The 17,750-nt window shown below is 56.4% G+C and carries 17 protein-coding genes; 12 read left to right on the top strand and 5 right to left on the bottom strand.

Annotated elements, in window-relative coordinates:
• Nucleotides 1-11 precede the first annotated feature (11 nt).
• The 8 genes from rluE to FCN45_RS07780 all read left to right on the top strand — a co-directional run bounded on the left by rluE (nucleotide 12) and on the right by FCN45_RS07780 (nucleotide 7,816).
• Complete coding sequence (gene rluE, locus FCN45_RS07815) at nucleotides 12-650, top strand: 23S rRNA pseudouridine(2457) synthase RluE (protein WP_371419600.1); 639 nt, start codon at nucleotides 12-14, stop codon at nucleotides 648-650.
• A 30-nt stretch (nucleotides 651-680) separates the two neighbouring features.
• Entirely contained in the window at nucleotides 681-1,154 is a 474-nt protein-coding gene (locus FCN45_RS07810) for an NUDIX domain-containing protein (RefSeq protein ID WP_101760804.1), read from the top strand.
• A gap of 42 nt (nucleotides 1,155-1,196) precedes the next feature.
• Nucleotides 1,197-2,309 (top strand): tRNA 2-thiouridine(34) synthase MnmA, encoded by a 1,113-nt coding sequence (mnmA, locus tag FCN45_RS07805; protein WP_008103001.1) that lies wholly within the window; start codon nucleotides 1,197-1,199, stop codon nucleotides 2,307-2,309.
• A 36-nt stretch (nucleotides 2,310-2,345) separates the two neighbouring features.
• Entirely contained in the window at nucleotides 2,346-2,987 is a 642-nt protein-coding gene (hflD, locus tag FCN45_RS07800) for a high frequency lysogenization protein HflD (protein WP_101760806.1), read from the top strand.
• A 44-nt stretch (nucleotides 2,988-3,031) separates the two neighbouring features.
• Entirely contained in the window at nucleotides 3,032-4,402 is a 1,371-nt protein-coding gene (gene purB / locus FCN45_RS07795) for an adenylosuccinate lyase (RefSeq protein ID WP_137385575.1), read from the top strand.
• A 102-nt stretch (nucleotides 4,403-4,504) separates the two neighbouring features.
• Nucleotides 4,505-5,173 carry a two-component system response regulator PhoP gene (gene phoP / locus FCN45_RS07790; protein ID WP_101760808.1) on the top strand — a complete coding sequence of 223 codons (669 nt, stop codon included), beginning with the start codon at nucleotides 4,505-4,507 and terminating at the stop codon, nucleotides 5,171-5,173.
• A gap of 3 nt (nucleotides 5,174-5,176) precedes the next feature.
• The gene (phoQ, locus tag FCN45_RS07785) at nucleotides 5,177-6,637 is read left to right on the top strand and encodes a two-component system sensor histidine kinase PhoQ (protein ID WP_101760810.1); all 1,461 of its coding nucleotides are present in this window, start codon (nucleotides 5,177-5,179) and stop codon (nucleotides 6,635-6,637) included.
• Nucleotides 6,638-6,694: 57 nt separating this feature from the next.
• Nucleotides 6,695-7,816 (top strand): cupin domain-containing protein, encoded by a 1,122-nt coding sequence (locus tag FCN45_RS07780; protein ID WP_137385574.1) that lies wholly within the window; start codon nucleotides 6,695-6,697, stop codon nucleotides 7,814-7,816.
• Nucleotides 7,817-8,062: 246 nt separating this feature from the next.
• Here the strand turns inward: FCN45_RS07780 and pepT are convergent, their stop codons facing one another.
• Nucleotides 8,063-9,292, bottom strand: coding sequence for a peptidase T (gene pepT / locus FCN45_RS07775; RefSeq protein WP_101760812.1), 1,230 nt, complete (start codon nucleotides 9,290-9,292; stop codon nucleotides 8,063-8,065).
• A gap of 299 nt (nucleotides 9,293-9,591) precedes the next feature.
• On the opposite strand from pepT, the gene potA reads away from it, so the two are divergent.
• From potA to potD, 4 genes are read left to right on the top strand one after another with little or no spacing between them, the layout of a single operon-like run.
• Nucleotides 9,592-10,704 carry a spermidine/putrescine ABC transporter ATP-binding protein PotA gene (gene potA, locus FCN45_RS07770; protein ID WP_137385573.1) on the top strand — a complete coding sequence of 371 codons (1,113 nt, stop codon included), beginning with the start codon at nucleotides 9,592-9,594 and terminating at the stop codon, nucleotides 10,702-10,704.
• Nucleotides 10,688-11,548: a spermidine/putrescine ABC transporter permease PotB gene (gene potB / locus FCN45_RS07765; RefSeq protein WP_101760814.1), complete on the top strand. Its 861-nt coding sequence runs from the start codon at nucleotides 10,688-10,690 to the stop codon at nucleotides 11,546-11,548. Before potA ends, potB begins: the two co-directional genes overlap by 17 nt.
• The gene (gene potC, locus FCN45_RS07760; protein ID WP_137385572.1) at nucleotides 11,545-12,318 is read left to right on the top strand and encodes a spermidine/putrescine ABC transporter permease PotC; all 774 of its coding nucleotides are present in this window, start codon (nucleotides 11,545-11,547) and stop codon (nucleotides 12,316-12,318) included. Before potB ends, potC begins: the two co-directional genes overlap by 4 nt.
• Nucleotides 12,319-12,328: 10 nt before the next feature.
• Nucleotides 12,329-13,372: a spermidine/putrescine ABC transporter substrate-binding protein PotD gene (gene potD, locus FCN45_RS07755; RefSeq protein WP_101760815.1), complete on the top strand. Its 1,044-nt coding sequence runs from the start codon at nucleotides 12,329-12,331 to the stop codon at nucleotides 13,370-13,372.
• A gap of 109 nt (nucleotides 13,373-13,481) precedes the next feature.
• Here potD and cobB read toward each other — a convergent pair whose 3' ends face one another.
• The 4 genes from cobB to lolC form a co-directional block, all read right to left on the bottom strand.
• Nucleotides 13,482-14,315, bottom strand: coding sequence for a Sir2 family NAD+-dependent deacetylase (gene cobB, locus FCN45_RS07750; RefSeq protein ID WP_101760816.1), 834 nt, complete (start codon nucleotides 14,313-14,315; stop codon nucleotides 13,482-13,484).
• Nucleotides 14,316-14,412: 97 nt separating this feature from the next.
• Nucleotides 14,413-15,657: a lipoprotein-releasing ABC transporter permease subunit LolE gene (gene lolE, locus FCN45_RS07745; RefSeq protein WP_137385571.1), complete on the bottom strand. Its 1,245-nt coding sequence runs from the start codon at nucleotides 15,655-15,657 to the stop codon at nucleotides 14,413-14,415.
• Nucleotides 15,657-16,358, bottom strand: coding sequence for a lipoprotein-releasing ABC transporter ATP-binding protein LolD (gene lolD, locus FCN45_RS07740; protein ID WP_008103026.1), 702 nt, complete (start codon nucleotides 16,356-16,358; stop codon nucleotides 15,657-15,659). The genes lolE and lolD overlap by 1 nt, the downstream gene beginning before the upstream one ends.
• Complete coding sequence (lolC, locus tag FCN45_RS07735; protein WP_137385570.1) at nucleotides 16,351-17,550, bottom strand: lipoprotein-releasing ABC transporter permease subunit LolC; 1,200 nt, start codon at nucleotides 17,548-17,550, stop codon at nucleotides 16,351-16,353. Before lolC ends, lolD begins: the two co-directional genes overlap by 8 nt.
• Nucleotides 17,551-17,750 lie beyond the last annotated feature (200 nt).

The raw sequence follows: 17,750 nt of genomic DNA, 5'->3' as shown, positions 1-17,750 counted from the left end.
CTGCAAAGCCCATGCGAAAAACTTCTCAACGAATTCACCAGGATAAGCGCGCAAGCGCCCCGGCACGTAAGCCCGTGCGCCGCGATACCCGTCCGAAAGGCCCAAGACGCGTCATACTCTTTAACAAACCATTCGATGTTTTGCCGCAATTCAGTGACGAAGCCGGACGCCGCACGCTGAAGGATTTTGTGCCGGTGAGCGACGTCTACGCCGCTGGCAGACTCGATCGCGACAGCGAAGGATTGATGATTTTGACCAACGATGGCGCGCTGCAGGCCGCGCTGACGCAGCCCGGCAAACGCACCGGAAAGGTCTATTTTGTGCAGGTGGAAGGTGCGCCGCAGGAATCAGATTTATCCCTGTTACGCAGCGGCGTGACGCTGAACGATGGCCCCACTTTGCCGGCAGGGATTGAGTTAGTGGGCGAGCCAGAGTGGCTATGGCCGCGCCAGCCGCCGATTCGTGAACGCAAAGCGATTCCCACCAGCTGGCTGAAAATCACCTTGTTTGAGGGACGAAATCGCCAGGTGCGCCGCATGACGGCACACATCGGCTTTCCGACATTGCGCCTGATTCGCTTTGCGATGGGCGAACATCAGTTAGGCGATTTGCCCCCGGGTGAATGGCGCGATATCAGTGTAGCCATTTAATAACTTTTAGTTAACAATTTCGGAGGAAGGATGTTTAAACCTCATGTAACAGTCGCCTGTATTGTGCAGGCACAGGGACATTTGCTGGTGGTTGAAGAGCGCGTGCACGGTCGTATTACCTGGAACCAGCCCGCCGGGCATCTTGAGGCCAATGAGACCCTTCTCGAAGCCGCCCAGCGTGAACTGTTTGAAGAGACCGGCATTGAAGCCAAACCTGAATATTTCCTCGGCGTGCAGCAGTGGATTGCGCCGGACGATACACCTTTTGTGCGTTTCCTTTTTGGCCTCGATCTGGCCGAAAAAGTCGATACCTCGCCGCACGATCGCGACATCGACTGCTGCTGGTGGCTGCCGCCAGAGCAGATTCTGACGGCCAATCGCCTGCGTTCGCCGTTAGTGGCAGAGAGCGTGCGACTGTGGCAGCAAGGCGAGCGTTATCCGCTGCATCTGGTCGCGCCGTTCCAGTGGCCGTTTCATGAGGGTGCGCGCCCCGCTTCTGCATGATAGAATGCGCCGCCTGTTTTTATCGTAATTTAAGAGTGCGTCATGTCTGACAACAGCCAGAAAAAAGTGATCGTCGGAATGTCCGGCGGCGTCGATTCTTCCGTTTCCGCCTGGTTACTGCAGCAGCAGGGCTACCAGGTTGAAGGCCTGTTCATGAAGAACTGGGAGGAAGACGATGGCGAGGAGTATTGTACCGCCGCCGATGATCTGGCTGACGCACAAGCCGTGTGTGACAAACTCGGCATCAAACTGCACAAAATCAACTTCGCCGCTGAGTACTGGGATAACGTGTTCGAGCACTTCCTGGAAGAGTACAAAGCCGGCCGCACGCCTAATCCTGACATCCTGTGCAACAAAGAGATCAAGTTCAAAGCCTTCCTCGAATTCGCGGCGGATGATCTTGGCGCAGACTTCATCGCCACCGGCCACTACGTGCGCCGTCAGGATGTGGATGGTCAAAGCCGCCTGCTGCGCGGCCTCGACGGCAACAAAGATCAGAGCTATTTCCTCTACACGCTCAGCCACCAGCAGATCGCGCAAAGCCTGTTCCCGGTTGGCGAACTGGATAAGCCAGAAGTGCGCCGCATCGCTGAGCAGCTGGATCTGATCACCGCGAAGAAGAAAGATTCCACCGGCATTTGCTTTATCGGTGAGCGCAAGTTCCGTGACTTCCTTGGTCGTTATCTGCCTGCGCAGCCGGGCGAAATCGAAACCGTTGACGGCGAAATCGTCGGTGAACATCAGGGCTTGATGTACCACACGCTCGGCCAGCGTAAAGGTCTGGGCATCGGCGGCCGTAAAGAGAGCAACGACGATCCCTGGTATGTGGTCGACAAAGATGTGGCGCGCAACCGCCTGATTGTGGCGCAAGGCGGCGAGCATCCGCGCCTGATGTCCGTGGGGTTGATTGCGCAACAGCTGCACTGGGTTGATCGCCAGCCAATAACCGCGCCGCTGCGCTGCACGGTGAAAACCCGCTATCGCCAGACCGACATTCCGTGTGAAATTATTCCGCACGGCGATGACCGTATTGAAGTCCGTTTTGACGAGCCGGTTGCGGCCGTCACGCCAGGCCAATCCGCCGTGTTCTATCTCGGTGAAGTGTGCCTCGGCGGCGGCATTATCGAACAACGCCTGCCTCTGGCAGAAGCCTAAGGTCGGCGCTGCCCGACGCGATGACAGGAGTTAAGCGTGGCTAAGAACTATTATGAGATTACGCTGGCGCTGGCGGGCGTATGCCAGGCCGCCCATGTGGTGCAACAGCTCGCGCAGCAGGGAAATTGCAATAACGCGGCACTGAATGTGTCGCTGCGCAGCCTGATCGATCTCAATCCCGGTTCGACGCTGGCAGTGTTTGGCAACGACGAAGCCAATTTAAAGGTTGGATTAGAGACCTTGATGGCGGTGCTCAACAGCAGCAATCGTCAGGGTGCCAGCGCTGAACTGACCCGTTATACCTTAAGCATGATGGTGCTGGAGCGTAAGCTGCATGGCAACAAAACCGCGATGAACACGCTGGCACAACGCATCGGCCAGCTCGACCGCCAGCTGGCGCATTACGAGCTGGAATCGGACACCATCATCAGCGCAATGGCCGGCATTTATGTGGATGTAATTAGCCCGCTGGGCCCGCGCATTCAGGTGACCGGTTCACCGCAGGTGCTACAGAATTCACAAGTGCAGAGTAAAGTGCGCGCCGCCCTGCTGGCCGGCATTCGCTCTGCGGTGTTATGGCAGCAGGTTGGCGGTGGCCGTCTGCAGCTGATGTTCTCGCGCCAGCGCTTGCTGAGCGAAGCTAAAACCATTTTATCCCGCCTGGGCCCGGCGTATTAAGCGCCGCCCCGGCATAATTGTTAAACGATTCAGGAGTTGCACTGATGGAATTATCCTCTCTGACCGCCGTTTCACCTGTCGATGGTCGTTACGGCGATAAAGTCAGCCCACTGCGCGCCATTTTCAGCGAGTTCGGTTTGCTGAAATTCCGCGTTGAGGTTGAGGTTCGCTGGTTACAAAAATTGGCCACGACTGTCGAGATCAAGGAAGTTCCTGCATTTGATGCCGACGCAAACGCTTTCCTTGATGCCATTGTCGCCAATTTCAGCGAAGAAGACGCGGCACGCATCAAAACCATCGAGCGCACCACCAACCACGACGTCAAAGCCGTGGAGTATTTCCTGAAAGAGAAAGTGGTCGATGTACCCGCGCTGCATGCGGTGTCTGAATTCATCCACTTCGCCTGTACCTCCGAAGACATCAACAACCTGTCGCATGCGCTGATGCTGGACACCGCTCGTCGTGATGTGATCGTGCCGTTCTGGAACCAACTGATCGATGCTGTTAAAGGCCTGGCGCACGAATACCGTGACATTCCGCTGCTGTCGCGCACTCACGGCCAGCCGGCAACGCCGTCAACCATGGGTAAAGAGATGGCGAACGTGGCGTACCGTCTCGAGCGCCAGTTGCGTCAGCTGAGCAAAATTGACGTGCTGGGTAAAATCAACGGTGCGGTCGGTAACTATAACGCCCACATCTCCGCCTACCCGGAAGTGGATTGGCACCAGTTGAGCGAGCAGTTTGTAACCTCCTTAGGTCTCACCTGGAACCCCTACACCACGCAGATCGAGCCGCACGATTACATCGCAGAACTGTTTGATTGCATCGCGCGCTTCAACACCATTCTGATCGACTTTGATCGTGATATCTGGGGCTACGTCGCGCTCAATCACTTCAAGCAGAAAACCATCGCCGGTGAAATCGGTTCGTCCACCATGCCGCACAAAGTGAACCCGATTGACTTCGAAAACTCCGAAGGCAACCTCGGCCTGGCTAACGCCATGATGCAGCATCTGGCGAGCAAACTGCCGGTGTCACGCTGGCAGCGCGACCTGACCGATTCCACCGTGCTGCGTAACCTTGGCGTGGGCATCGGTTATGCGCTGATCGCTTATCAAGCCACACTGAAAGGCATCTCTAAACTGGAAGTGAACCGCGATCGTCTGCTGGACGAGCTGGATCACAACTGGGAAGTACTGGCTGAGCCGATCCAAACCGTGATGCGTCGTTACGGTATCGAAAAACCGTACGAGAAGCTGAAAGAGCTGACGCGCGGTAAACGCGTTGATGCCGCCGGTATGCAAACCTTTATCGATAGCCTCGAACTGCCGGAAGAGGAAAAAGTGCGTCTGAAGCAGATGACGCCAGCCAACTACCTCGGCCGTGCGATTCAGATGGTTGATGATTTGAAGTAATGCGGTGGCCAGGCGCGTTTCGCGCGCCTGGTTGTTCTCTGGTTTAGCTGGCTTTGCGTATACTCTCCTCATCATCACTACGTTCGAAGCTAAGGAAATACTATGCGTGTTCTGGTTGTGGAAGATAATGCGCTGCTACGCCATCACCTCGCCGTGCAATTGCGTGAAATGGGCCATCAGGTCGACGCCGCAGAAGATGCCAAAGAAGCGGATTATTTCCTGCAAGAACATGTCCCCGACATCGCGCTGGTCGATCTCGGTTTGCCCGATGAAGATGGCATGTCGCTGATTCGCCGCTGGCGCACCGATGCGGTACGTCAACCGATTCTGGTCTTAACCGCGCGCGAAGGCTGGCAGGCCAAGGTGGAAGCGCTGGAAGCGGGTGCCGACGACTATGTCACCAAGCCGTTCCACATTGAAGAAGTGGCTGCACGCTTGCAGGCGCTGATGCGTCGCAACAGCGGACACGCGTCGCAAATTATCTCTATGCCGCCGTTCCAGGTCGATCTCTCTCGCCGCGAACTGACGGTGCAAGATGAACCGGTAAAATTGACCGCTTTCGAATACACCATCGTCGAAACCCTGATTCGCAACGCGGGTAAAGTGGTGAGCAAAGATTCGCTGATGCTGCAGCTCTATCCGGATGCCGAACTGCGCGAAAGTCACACCATCGACGTGTTGATGGGCCGTCTGCGTAAAAAAATTCTCTCACTCTATCCAACCGAAGTGATCAACACCGTACGCGGCCAGGGCTATCGCTTTGATCTCTGATTTATGACGTGGTTCCGGCGTTTACGCCCCTTCTCTCTCCGCGCTCGTTTTCTGCTGGCGACCGCGGCGATCGTGTTGTTTTTGTCACTCTCCTACGGCATGGTCGCGGTGGTTGGCTATGTCGTCAGCTTCGATAAAAATACCTATCGCGTGATGCGCGGTGAGAGCAATCTGTTCTTCACGCTGGCGCAGTGGCACGACAATCAGCTCACTATTGGCCAGCCGGAGCGCATGACGCTCAATTTCCCCACGCTGGTCTTTATCTACGATGAACGCGGCAAACTGCTGTGGCAGCAGCGCGATGTGCCCGAAATCCGCAAAAAGATCCATCGTGAATGGCTGCTCAAGCCCGATTTCTACGAAATCGATACCAGCAATCGCACCAGCATGGCGGCGATGGGCAACAACCCGCAGGCGAAAGAGCGGCTGCACGCGCTGGATAGCGACAGCAGTGACACCTTCACCCACTCTGTCGCGGTCAATCGCTACGATGCCACCACCAACTTACCGGCGCTGACCATTGTGGTGGTCGACTCAATTCCGCAAGAGTTGCAGCATTCCGATGTGGTGTGGTCGTGGTTTAGCTATGTGCTGGCGGCCAATCTGCTGCTGGTGATCCCGCTGCTGTGGCTGGCGGCGCACTGGAGTTTGCGGCCGATTGGCGATCTCACTTCGCAGGTGCGCGAGCTGGAAACCGGTCAGCGCGAGAATCTTGATGACAATCCGCCGCAAGAGTTACGCAGTCTGGTGCGCAATCTTAACCTGCTGCTGACCAACGAACGTCAACGCTACACGCGCTATCGCACCACCTTGTCGGATGTCACCCATAGCCTGAAAACCCCGCTGGCAGTGCTGCAAAGTACGCTGCGATCGTTACGAAATGGTAAAGAGTTAACCATTGAACAGGCCGAACCGGTGATGCTGGAGCAGATCAGCCGCATCTCGCAGCAGATTGGTTATTACCTGCATCGCGCCAGCATGCAGGCCGATCACAATCCTCTGCAGCGCGATTTGCATTCGGTTTCGGCGCTGCTCGATAGCCTGTGCTCGGCACTGAATAAAGTCTATCAACGCAAGGGCGTGGCGATCACGTTGGATATCTCGCCGGAGCTGACCTTTATCGGCGATAAGAATGACTTTATGGAAGTGCTTGGCAACGTGCTGGATAACGCCTGCAAATATTGCCTCGAATTTATTGAAGTCACCGCACGACAAACTGACAACACTTTGCATCTGTTTATTGATGATGACGGCCCCGGCATCCCGGAGAGCAAACGCGATCTGATCTTCGTGCGCGGTCAACGTGCCGACACCTTGCGTCCCGGCCAGGGATTAGGTTTAGCCGTGGTGCGCGACATCCTCGAACAGTACGCCGGTCAGGTGATCGCCACCACCAGCCCGCTCGGCGGCGCGCGCATGGAAGTGATTTTCCAGCGCCAGGAAGTCGAGCATCACCGCGAGTAGAAAGGGACGCGGGCTGTTATACTTGCCATCATTCTTTGCAGCAAACGGACTCCTCATATGGACTATCAGCTCGATATCAACTGGCCCGACTTTATTCAACGCTACTGGCAGAAACGCCCGGTGGTGCTTAAACGTGGATTTAAAAACTTCGTCGATCCTATTTCTCCTGACGAGCTGGCCGGTCTGGCGATGGAAAATGAGGTGGATAGCCGCCTTGTCAGCCATAACGAGGGCAAATGGCAAGTCAGCCACGGCCCGTTTGAAAGCTACGATCATCTCGGTGAGAGCAACTGGTCGCTGCTGGTTCAGGCGGTCAACCATTGGCATGAACCTTCTGCCGCACTGATGCGTCCGTTCCGTTTTCTGCCCGACTGGCGTGTTGACGACCTGATGATCTCGTTTGCCGTGCCGGGAGGCGGCGTCGGTCCGCATTTCGATCAGTACGATGTGTTTATCATTCAGGGCACTGGCCGCCGTCGCTGGCGCGTGGGTGAAAAAGTGCCGTTGAAACAGCACTGCCCGCATCCGGATCTGCTGCAGGTTGAGCCTTTCGACGCCATCATTGATGAAGAGATGGAGCCCGGCGATATTCTCTATATTCCGCCAGGATTCCCGCACGAAGGCTATTCGCTGGAAAACGCCATCAACTATTCGGTCGGCTTCCGCGCACCGAACGGTCGCGAGCTGATCAGCGGTTTTGCCGATCACATGCTGGCCAACGAATTGGGCAGCTACCGCTACAGCGATCCCGATGTGCCATCGCGCGATTGCCCATCGCAAATTCTGCCGTCAGAACTGGAAGGCATCCGCAAAGTCATGATGGATGTAATTAACCAGCCGGAGCAGTTTAATCAGTGGTTTGGCGAGTTTATTTCTCAGTCGCGTCATGAGCTGGACGTCGCACCGCCGGAGCCGCCGTATCAACCGGACGAAATCTACGATGCATTGCAGCAAGGCGATGCGCTGACGCGGCTCGGCGGCCTGCGCGTATTGACCATTGGCGATGTGGTGTTTGTGAACGGTGAATCGATCACCAGCAGCCATCCGCATGTGATGGCAGCATTGGCGCACAATCACGTGCTGACGCTGGAAGATTTCGGCGATGCGCTGGATGACCCTTCACTGCTGGCGCAGCTGGCGGCGTTGGTGAATAGCGGGTATTGGTTCTTCGGCGAGTAAGTTTCAGTCTGTCTCGGGGTTTCTAAAACTCGGACGGTGCTCGGTGGGTGCTCGCTGTCCCCCTCCTCGGTGGGTGCTCGGTGGGTGCTCGGTGGGTGCTGGCTGTCCCCCTCCTCGGTCCTCCCCCATAAATGGGGGAGGAAGATGCTGCAATGTGTGAGTAGGGAGTTGCATGTGGCAGCGTCTCCTTCCCCCATTTATGGGGGAAGGCCGGGATGGGGGACAACCCGCACTATGCAATCACCATCACCCCTTCTTCTGCCCCGCCAGCTCAGCCAAACGCACAATCACATCCACCGACTGCGCCATCACATTGAGTGAGGCGAACTCGTGCTTGCCGTGATAGTTGTAGCCGCCGGTGAACAGGTTCGGGCATGGCAATCCTTTCCACGACAGCGCAGAGCCGTCGGTGCCGCCGCGAATCGGTTTGACGTTCGGTTCGATGCCGCAATCGCGCATCGCCTGCAGCGCCAACTCAATAATGTGCGGATGCGGTTCGACTTTCTCGCGCATGTTGCGATAGCTGTCGCTGATCTCCACTTTCACCGAACATTCGCTTTGCAGCCCTTTGCTGACGCGCTGACCAATCTCTTCCAGCAGCTGTTTACGCTGTTCATAGCTGTCGGCATCAAAATCGCGGATCAAATACATCAGCTCGGCGTGCTCAACCGTGCCTTTGATGGTGTGCAGATGGAAGAAGCCTTCATAGCCGTCGGTATACTGCGGCTTCTCTTTGGCTGGCAGTTCCGCGTGGAAGCGCATCGCCAGATCCAGCGCATTGACCATCACATTTTTAGCGCTGCCTGGATGCACGTTGTTGCCGGTGATTTTAACCATCGCGGTAGCGGCATTGAAGTTCTCGAACTCGAACTCGCCGAGATCGCTGCCATCAACGGTATACGCCCAATCGGCGGCAAAGCCTTCGACGTCGAAGTGCGACGCGCCGCGACCAATCTCTTCATCCGGTGTAAAAGCCACGCGAATCGCACCGTGTGGCGTATCCCCTTTTGCCAGACGCGCCATCGCGGTCATGATCTCGGCGATACCGGCTTTATCATCCGCACCGAGCAGCGTTTTGCCATCGGTGGTGATCAGCGTATGACCGATCAGCTTATGCAGAACCGGGAACATCACCGGTGACAGAATTTCATCACCGTTACCGAGTGCGATATCGCCACCGCGATAGTTTTCAATAATCTGCGGATTGACGTTTTTGGCGGTAAAATCCGGCGAGGTGTCCATATGCGAAATAAAGCCGATTACCGGCGTGGCCCAATCAACGTTAGCCGGTAAGGTGCCCATCACACAGCAGTGATCGCTCAGAGAGACATCAACAAAGCCCAGCGCGATAAGTTCTTCCTGTAATTGACGCGCCAGCGTCCACTGCCCTTCGCTGCTTGGCACCTGTCGTGCCTGAGGTTTTGACTGAGTTTCTACTGCAACATAACTGAGAAAACGCTCAAGTAATTGATCCATCTGTCATCCCTCTAAAGAACCTGCGTCATTATCATGGTGGCCGTATGGCACCATGTTGCGTCACATCATTATCCTTCAGGTTAGCTCTCTCAACGTGACTTGCGTTGAAAATTCGCTCACTCGCGCCTGTCCGACTTATCCGTTACGCATACTCCGGCATTTTTCAGAGTTTTCAAGGTAAATCCGTGGCAAAACATGGCATTGACACATTTTTGCGGTATCATCGCGCCCTTCATCACAGCAAGCGGCCACCAGCGGCTATGCTGTAACCTGATTCACCATCAGACTGAGTGACTAAAATGACGCAAACACGCGCGCCTGCGCTGGTTACGCTTTCTGGCATCAGTAAAGCTTTCGACGGCAAAACCATCATCTCTGACTTTGACCTGACCATCCGTCACGGCGAGTTCATCACGCTGCTTGGCCCTTCCGGCTGCGGAAAAACCACCATTTTACGCCTGATTGCCGGGCTGGAAGCGGCCGATCGCGGTCATATCACTCTTGATGACAACGACATCACCGATCTGCCCGCCGAGCATCGCCACATTAATACCGTGTTTCAGAGCTACGCGCTGTTCCCGCACATGTCGGTGTTTGAGAACGTCGCCTTTGGCCTGCGCATGCAGAAAATCCCGGCGGCGGAGATCACCACGCGCGTTAACGATGCGCTGGCGATGGTACAGCTGGAGAATTTTGCCGATCGCCGTCCGCATCAGCTTTCGGGCGGTCAGCAGCAGCGCGTGGCGATTGCGCGCGCGGTGGTCAATCGCCCGAAAGTGCTGCTGCTGGACGAGTCGCTGTCGGCGCTGGATTACAAGCTGCGGCGCCAGATGCAAAACGAGCTCAAAGCGCTACAGCGTAAGCTTGGCATCACCTTTGTGTTTGTGACGCACGATCAGGAAGAGGCGCTGACCATGTCCGATCGTATCGTGGTAATGCGCGATGGCCGCATCGAACAGGACGGCACGCCACGCGAGATTTACGAAGAGCCCGCCAACCTGTTTGTGGCGCGCTTTATTGGCGAGATTAACGTGTTCGATGCCGAGGTGCTGAACAGCGAACATGCGCCTACAATCCGCGCGCGTGTGGAAGGCCTTGAATGCACGCTGCAATGTGATTTCCCGGTGAGCGCCGGCGATAAACTGCACGTGCTGCTGCGCCCGGAAGATCTGCGCGTTGAAGAGATCGATCACGACAGCCGCAGCGACAACCTGATCGGCTACGTGCGCGAGCGCAACTATAAAGGCATGACGCTGGAATCCACCGTTGAGCTGGAGAACGGCAAGCTGCTGACGGTGAGCGAGTTCTTTAATGAAGACGATCCCGATTTTGATCACTCGCTGAACCAGAAAATGGCCGTCAGCTGGGTCGCCAACTGGGAGGTGGTGTTGCCGTATGAAGTTGATGCGTAACCGCCTGCAGAAAGTCATTGTTGCCCTGATCGTCAGCTGGCTCACGCTGTTTGTGCTGCTGCCTAACCTGATGATTTTCGCCACCAGCTTCCTGACGCGCGATGATGCGCATTTTGTCAGTATGGCCTTCACCCTCAATAACTACACGCGGCTGCTCGATCCGCTCTACGCTGATGTGCTGCTGCATTCGCTGAATATGGCGTTGATCGCCACGCTGTGCTGCCTGCTGCTCGGTTATCCGTTCGCCTGGTGTCTGACGAAACTGCCGGCGCGCCTGCGTCCGCTGATGCTGTTCCTGCTGATTGTGCCGTTCTGGACCAACTCGCTGATCCGTATCTATGGTCTGAAAATCTTCCTCAGCACGCGCGGCTGGCTGAATGAATTTTTGCTGTGGCTTGGGGTGATCGATAAACCGTTTCGCATCATGTACACCTCGGAAGCGGTGATTCTGGGGCTGATCTACATTCTGCTGCCGTTTATGGTGCTACCGCTCTACTCCAGCCTGGAAAAGCTGGATAAATCCTGCCTCGAAGCGGCGCGCGATCTTGGCGCGAATAAAGTGAAAACCTTTTTACGCATCATTCTGCCACTTACCATGCCGGGCATTGTCGCCGGTTGCTTGCTGGTGTTTATCCCGGCGATGGGCTTGTTCTTTGTAGCGGATTTGCTGGGCGGCGCGAAAAACCTGTTAATTGGCAACGTGATCAAGAGCCAGTTCTTGAATATCCGTGACTGGCCGTTCGGCGCTGCCACCAGCATTGTGATGACGCTGCTGATGGGGCTGATGCTGCTGGCTTACTGGCGCGCAGCGCGTATGCTGAACAGCAAGGTGGAACTGCAATGATGGCGCGCTGGTTACGTGGCGGCTTCATGGCCGTGATTTATGCCTGGTTTTATATCCCGATCATCATTCTGATCGTCAACTCCTTCAACCGTTCGCGTTTCGGCATTAACTGGCAGGGCTACAGCACGCAGTGGTATCGCCTGCTGATGAATAACGACAGCCTGATTCAGGCGGCACAACATTCATTGCTGATGGGCGTGCTCTCTGCCAGCTGCGCCACGATTATCGGCTCGCTGACCGCCGTCGCGCTCTATCGCTATCGTTTCCGTGGTAAACCGTTCGTCAGCGGCATGCTGTTTGTGGTGATGATGTCGCCGGATATCGTGATGGCGATTTCGCTGCTGGTGCTGTTTATGCTGCTGGGTATTTCGCTGGGCTTCTGGTCGCTGCTGTTCTCGCATATCACCTTCTGTCTGCCGTTTGTGGTGATCACCGTCTATTCGCGCCTGAAAGGGTTTGATGTGCGCATGCTGGAAGCCGCCAAAGATCTTGGTGCCAGCGAAGTCACCATTTTGCGCAAAATTCTGCTGCCGCTGGCGCTGCCGGCGGTCGCAGCGGGTTGGCTGCTGAGCTTTACGCTGTCGATGGACGATGTCGTGGTATCGTCGTTCGTCACCGGCCCGAGCTTCGAAATTTTGCCGTTAAAAATCTATTCGATGGTGAAAGTTGGCGTGTCACCGGAAGTGAACGCGCTGGCGACAATTTTGCTGCTGCTGTCGCTGCTGTTGGTGGCGCTCAGTCAGCTGTTGCTCCGTGATAAAACCAAATAGAGGATAATCGATGAAAAAGTGGTCTCACTGGCTGGCGGCTGGGGCGCTGGCATTGGGCATGCAGAGCGCGCAGGCGGATGCCGGCAAAACGCTCTACTTCTATAACTGGACCGAATACGTGCCGCCTGGACTGCTGGAGCAGTTCACCAAAGAGACCGGCATCAAGGTGATTTACTCCACCTACGAATCCAATGAAAGCATGTATGCCAAGCTGAAGACCTGGAAAGATGGCGCCTACGATTTGGTGGTGCCTTCAACCTACTTCGTCGCCAAAATGCGTAATGAAGGCATGCTGCAAAAGATCGATAAAACCCAGCTCAGCAACTTCAAAAACCTCGATCCTAACCTGCTCAACAAGCCGTTCGATCCTAACAACGATTACTCGATTCCCTATATCTGGGGCGCGACCGCCATTGGCATCAACACCGACGAAGTGGATGCCAAAAGCATTACCCGCTGGGCCGATTTGTGGAAGCCTGAGTATAAGCAAAGCCTGCTGCTGACCGACGATGCGCGTGAAGTATTCCAGATGGCGCTGCGTAAGCTGGGCTATTCGGGCAACACCCGCGATCCTAAGCAGATCGAAGCCGCTTATGAAGAGTTGAAAAAGCTGATGCCGAACGTGCTGGCGTTTAACTCCGATAATCCAGGAAATCCGTTTATGGAAGGCGAAGTGAACGTTGGGATGATCTGGAACGGTTCCGCCTACGTGGCGCGCCAGGCAGGCACGCCGCTGCAGATTATCTGGCCGCAGGAAGGCGGGATTTTCTGGATGGATAACCTGGCGATTCCGGCCAATGCGAAAAACCGTGAAGGCGCGCTGAAGCTGATTAATTTCCTGCTGCGTCCGGATGTGGCGGCACAGGTGGCGGAAACCATCGGCTATCCCACGCCAAACCTGGCAGCGAAGAAGTTACTGCCACAGGAAGTGGCCAGCGATCCTTCGCTTTATCCTGCTGAGGATGTGATCAAAAACGGTGAGTGGCAGAACGATGTCGGTGACGCCAGCGTGCAGTATGAGACGTTGTTCCAGAAGCTGAAGGCGGGACGTTAACTCTCTGCGGCTTCCCCTCACTCTGCCCTCTCTCGCAAGCGCGAGAGGGTTCCGTCTAGCCCCTTCTCCCTCTGGGAGAAGGTTGGGATGAGGGAAAGCGCGCACAAACCTACTTATACAACCCACGCAAAAACGTATGCACAAACTCCGGCACCACTTCGCTTGCTAAGCCGTAATGACGCTCGGCAAACTCATTGCCGACCTGACTCGGTTCCAGATTCAGCTCCACAGTATGCGCGCCCTGCAGTTTCGCTTCGTGGACAAAACCGGCGGCGGGATAGACATGGCCCGACGTGCCAATGGCGATAAACAGATTCGCCTGCTCAATCGCCTGATAAATCTCTTCCATCCCCAGCGGCATTTCGCCGAACCACACGATGTGCGGGCGCAGCATGGCCGGGAACTGGCAGCAGGTGCAGCGATCGTCCGCGGTTAAATCTTCGGTCCAGTCCAGCACTTGTCCACTGCTGACGCAGCGCACTTTCAGCAGTTCACCGTGCATATGCAGCACGCGCTGGCTGCCGGCGCGTTCGTGCAGGTTATCGATATTCTGCGTCACCAGCAGGAAGTTATCGCCCAGCACCTGCTCCAGTTCCGCCAGCGCTTTGTGCGCGGCATTGGGCTGAATTTCTGGCTGCTGCAGCTGTTGACGCCGCGCGTTGTAAAACGCCTGCACCAGCGCCGGATTGCGTTGAAAACCTTCCGGCGTGGCGACATCTTCTACGCGATGCTCTTCCCACAAGCCATCGGCGGCGCGGAAAGTGCGAATACCGGATTCGGCGGAGATCCCCGCGCCAGTCAGCACCACCACGCGCGGTTGCGGATGCGCGGCCAGTTCAGCTTTGCGATCGCGCTCGAAGATGCGCTGGCGAAAGCGCTGATGCACCTTGCGGCGGTTTTTTTTGTCGCGGGCGAGTCGTAGGCGGCGGCGCGGTATGCGCATAAAAGCTCCTTATCTGCGGCGTTTATTGCCGCGCATCGGGGATTTTTCGGGCTACTCTGCCCGATAATAGCAGCCGCACAGCGGCTGCGTTTTATCTTTACTGACCGCTGAGTACGCGGGCCGGATCGATACGGCTGGCGCGTCGTGCCGGATACCAGCTGGCAATCAGGCTCAGAACAATCGCGGTGGCCAGCACCGAAATCACATCAATCCAGTGCAGTTCGGACGGCAGGAAATCGATAAAGTAGATATCGCCTGCCAGCAGCTGATGCCCGGTCAGGTGCTCAAACACGCGCATCACCGGCGTGAGATTGAGCGCTACCAGCACGCCGACCACCACGCCGCTGACGCTGCCGAGCAGGCCCGCCAGCAAGCCGTACCAGATAAAGATGGCGCGGATCAAACCATCTTTGGCCCCCAGCGTACGCAGCACCGCGATGTCGCTGCTCTTGTCTTTCACCGCCATCACCAGCGTCGAAACGATGTTGAAGCAGGCCACGCCAATCACCAGCACCATGGCTAAATACATAATGGCGCGAATCATCTGGATGTCACGGTACATGTAGCCGTAAGTGCCAATCCAGCTCTTGATGTAGACGTAAGAGTGCGTCACTTCACCGGCATCTCGTACCAGCTTCTGCGCCTGGAAGGGGTCATTCATCTTCAGCGCAATCCCGCTAACGCTGTCGCCCATATCCAGATATTTCTGCGCATCGGCCAGCGGCACCAGCGCCAGGCTGTGATCGAGCATGCCGCTCAGTTGCAGTACGCCGCTGACCTGCAGACGAATACGTTTCGGCTGCAGCAGCTTATTTTCGCCATCATTATTGGGGATCATGATGGTGATCCAGTCGCCCTGTTTCACATTGAGCGATTTAGCGATGCCGCCACCCAGAATGATTTGCTGTTTACCAGCCGCGAACTGCGACCATGCATCTCCGGCCACAAAGCTCGGCAAGGCGCTAAGACGCGCTTCCTGCTGCGGATCGACGCCTTTCACCTGCAGCGCCTGCAGCTTTGCGCCGCTCTCAATCAGCCCGGTGAAGTTGATATAGGGCGCTGCGGCGGCAATGCCGGCCACCTGCTCAATCGGCGCGATCATCGGTTGCCAGTTACGGAACGGCTGATTCACCGGCTCGATTTCACCGTGCGGTACCACCGCCAGAATGCGGTTATTCAGCTCACGCTCAAAGCCGTTCATGGCGCTCAGGCCGATGATCAGCACCGCCACGCCCAGCGCAATGCCGATGGTGGAGATGATGGAGATCAGCGAGACCATGCCACCACGCCGCCGACCGCGGCTAAAACGCAGCCCGAGCAGCAGGGATAATGACGAAGCCATCAGATCACTCCCAGCGTCAGTTGGTCGCTCAGCTCACCGTCGCGCATTTCCATCTGGCGGCTCAGGCGTTTCGCCAGCTGCAGATCGTGCGTCACTACCAGAAAAGCGGTGCCCTGTTTAACGTTCAGCTCGCCGAGCAGTTCAAAAATCGCGTCGGCGTTACGCGCATCGAGGTTACCGGTAGGTTCATCGGCCATCACCAGCCGCGGACGATTCACCAGCGCGCGGGCAATCGCCACACGCTGACGTTCACCGCCCGACAGCTCAGAAGGCCGGTGCGCAGCACGTTTTTCCAGCCCGACCGCCGCCAGCATTTCACGCGCGCGTGATTCCGCTTCCGCTTTGCCGATTTTGCCAATCAGCAGCGGCATCGCCACGTTCTCCAGCGCGCTAAAATCCGGCAGTAGATGGTGGAACTGATAAATAAAGCCCAGCTCGCGGTTGCGCAGCTCGGCTTTCGCGGCTGACGACATCGCATTCAGCGATTTACCATCAAAAATCACATCGCCTGACGTCGGCGCATCCAGGCCGCCGAGCAGATGCAGTAAGGTACTTTTACCCGAACCGGAGCTGCCGACAATCGCCGTCAGTTCACCCGGCTGCAGGCTGAAAGCCACATTGCGCAGCACATCGGTCTGCACGCTGCCTTCCTGATAGCGTTTGCAGAGGTCACGACACTGCAACAAAGGAGTATTACTCATAACGTAAAGCCTCAGCGGGTTGAACGGCGGCAGCGCGCCACGACGGATAAAGGGTAGAAAGCAGCGCGACGGCCATTGAGACCAGCGCAATGGTGATCACCTGCCACACATTGATGTCGACCGGCAGCGCCGCGCCATCAAGGAACAGACCAATCACCGGCATCAAATTATTCAGCTGGCTGGCAAGCAGCACGCCAAGCACGGTGCCCAGCAGCGCGCCAATAATGCCCGCGCTGGCGCCCTGCACCATAAACACCGCGACAATCTGGCGGCGGGTTAAACCCAGCGTTTGCAAAATGGCCACTTCGCCCTGCTTCTCCATGATCAGCAGGCCCAGCGAGGTAATGATATTAAAAGCCGCCACCGCGATGATCAGGCTCAGCAGCAGCCCCATCATGTTTTTTTCCATGCGTACCGCCTGGAACAGATCGCCTTTGCGTTCGCGCCAGTCTTTCCACGTCAGGCCCTCCGGCAGTTTCTGCTGGCTGAGCGCATCAACGCTTAACGGCTTATCCAGCCACAAACGCCAGCCGGTGATGTTGCCGAGCGGATAGCGCATCACGCGTGACGCATCCTGCTGATTGACCAGAATTTGATAGCCATCCACTTCGCTGTTGGCGGCATAGGTGCCAGCCACGGTGAAAATACGCTGGCTCGGCAAACGTCCTACCGGCGTGAACTGGCTGACCGATGGCACCATCAGACGCAGCTGATCGCCGCGCTTCACGCCCAGCTGTGCAGCCAGCTGTTCACCGAGGATGACGTTGTACTGGCCCGGCTGCAGCACGCTTTGTTGGGTGTTGACGAGGAATGGCGTCAGCGGATCCTGTTCGTCGGGATTGATGCCGAGCATCACGCCGACCGAGACGTTACGCGCGCTCTGCAGCACTACATCGGCGGTGGTCAGCGGTGCGATGCGCTTAACCCCTTGCAGTTTGAGATTATCGGCGGGCAACGCCTTCGGATTGATGCTGCCTTTGTCGCTGGTGATCAGCGCCTGCGGCATCAGGCCGAGGATATTGCCTTCCAGCTCGCGCTCGAAGCCGTTCATCACCGATAACACGGTGACCAGCGCCAGCACGCCGAGCGTGATGCCGATAGTTGAGAGCCAGGAGACGAAGCGACCAAAGCGGTCTGAGGCACGTCCACGCATGTAGCGTAAACCGATGAATAACGCGACTGGTTGATACATGAGATCCGTCTTGGCAGTTGCCTGAAAATAAGTAGTGGGATGATAAAGGAGGCGTCCCCTTTATGAAACCTCTAACCCTCTGAGTCTGCGGCAAAGTTGTGTCAAAAACCGTCCCAGCCAACGCTTATGCATAAAATTGCGACAAATTAATGATGTTATTTGTACGTTTATTCGTCATTGGCTGGCGTAGACTTAAAGGT

It is taken from the genome of Pantoea sp. SO10 (assembly GCF_005281435.1).
Taxonomy (GTDB): Bacteria; Pseudomonadota; Gammaproteobacteria; order Enterobacterales; family Enterobacteriaceae; genus Pantoea; species Pantoea leporis.
Note: the sequence above shows the minus strand (reverse complement) of the source record. Positions and strands in the feature narration are given on the sequence as shown.

Coding starts and splice junctions, on each gene's coding strand:
- rluE (WP_371419600.1), top strand. CDS start 12: ATGCGAAAAACTTCTCAACGAATTCACCAGGATAAGCGCGCAAGCGCC.
- FCN45_RS07810 (WP_101760804.1), top strand. CDS start 681: ATGTTTAAACCTCATGTAACAGTCGCCTGTATTGTGCAGGCACAGGGA.
- mnmA (WP_008103001.1), top strand. CDS start 1,197: ATGTCTGACAACAGCCAGAAAAAAGTGATCGTCGGAATGTCCGGCGGC.
- purB (WP_137385575.1), top strand. CDS start 3,032: ATGGAATTATCCTCTCTGACCGCCGTTTCACCTGTCGATGGTCGTTAC.
- phoP (WP_101760808.1), top strand. CDS start 4,505: ATGCGTGTTCTGGTTGTGGAAGATAATGCGCTGCTACGCCATCACCTC.
- phoQ (WP_101760810.1), top strand. CDS start 5,177: ATGACGTGGTTCCGGCGTTTACGCCCCTTCTCTCTCCGCGCTCGTTTT.
- FCN45_RS07780 (WP_137385574.1), top strand. CDS start 6,695: ATGGACTATCAGCTCGATATCAACTGGCCCGACTTTATTCAACGCTAC.
- pepT (WP_101760812.1), bottom strand. CDS start 9,292: ATGGATCAATTACTTGAGCGTTTTCTCAGTTATGTTGCAGTAGAAACT.
- potA (WP_137385573.1), top strand. CDS start 9,592: ATGACGCAAACACGCGCGCCTGCGCTGGTTACGCTTTCTGGCATCAGT.
- potB (WP_101760814.1), top strand. CDS start 10,688: ATGAAGTTGATGCGTAACCGCCTGCAGAAAGTCATTGTTGCCCTGATC.
- potC (WP_137385572.1), top strand. CDS start 11,545: ATGATGGCGCGCTGGTTACGTGGCGGCTTCATGGCCGTGATTTATGCC.
- potD (WP_101760815.1), top strand. CDS start 12,329: ATGAAAAAGTGGTCTCACTGGCTGGCGGCTGGGGCGCTGGCATTGGGC.
- cobB (WP_101760816.1), bottom strand. CDS start 14,315: ATGCGCATACCGCGCCGCCGCCTACGACTCGCCCGCGACAAAAAAAAC.
- lolE (WP_137385571.1), bottom strand. CDS start 15,657: ATGGCTTCGTCATTATCCCTGCTGCTCGGGCTGCGTTTTAGCCGCGGT.
- lolD (WP_008103026.1), bottom strand. CDS start 16,358: ATGAGTAATACTCCTTTGTTGCAGTGTCGTGACCTCTGCAAACGCTAT.
- lolC (WP_137385570.1), bottom strand. CDS start 17,550: ATGTATCAACCAGTCGCGTTATTCATCGGTTTACGCTACATGCGTGGA.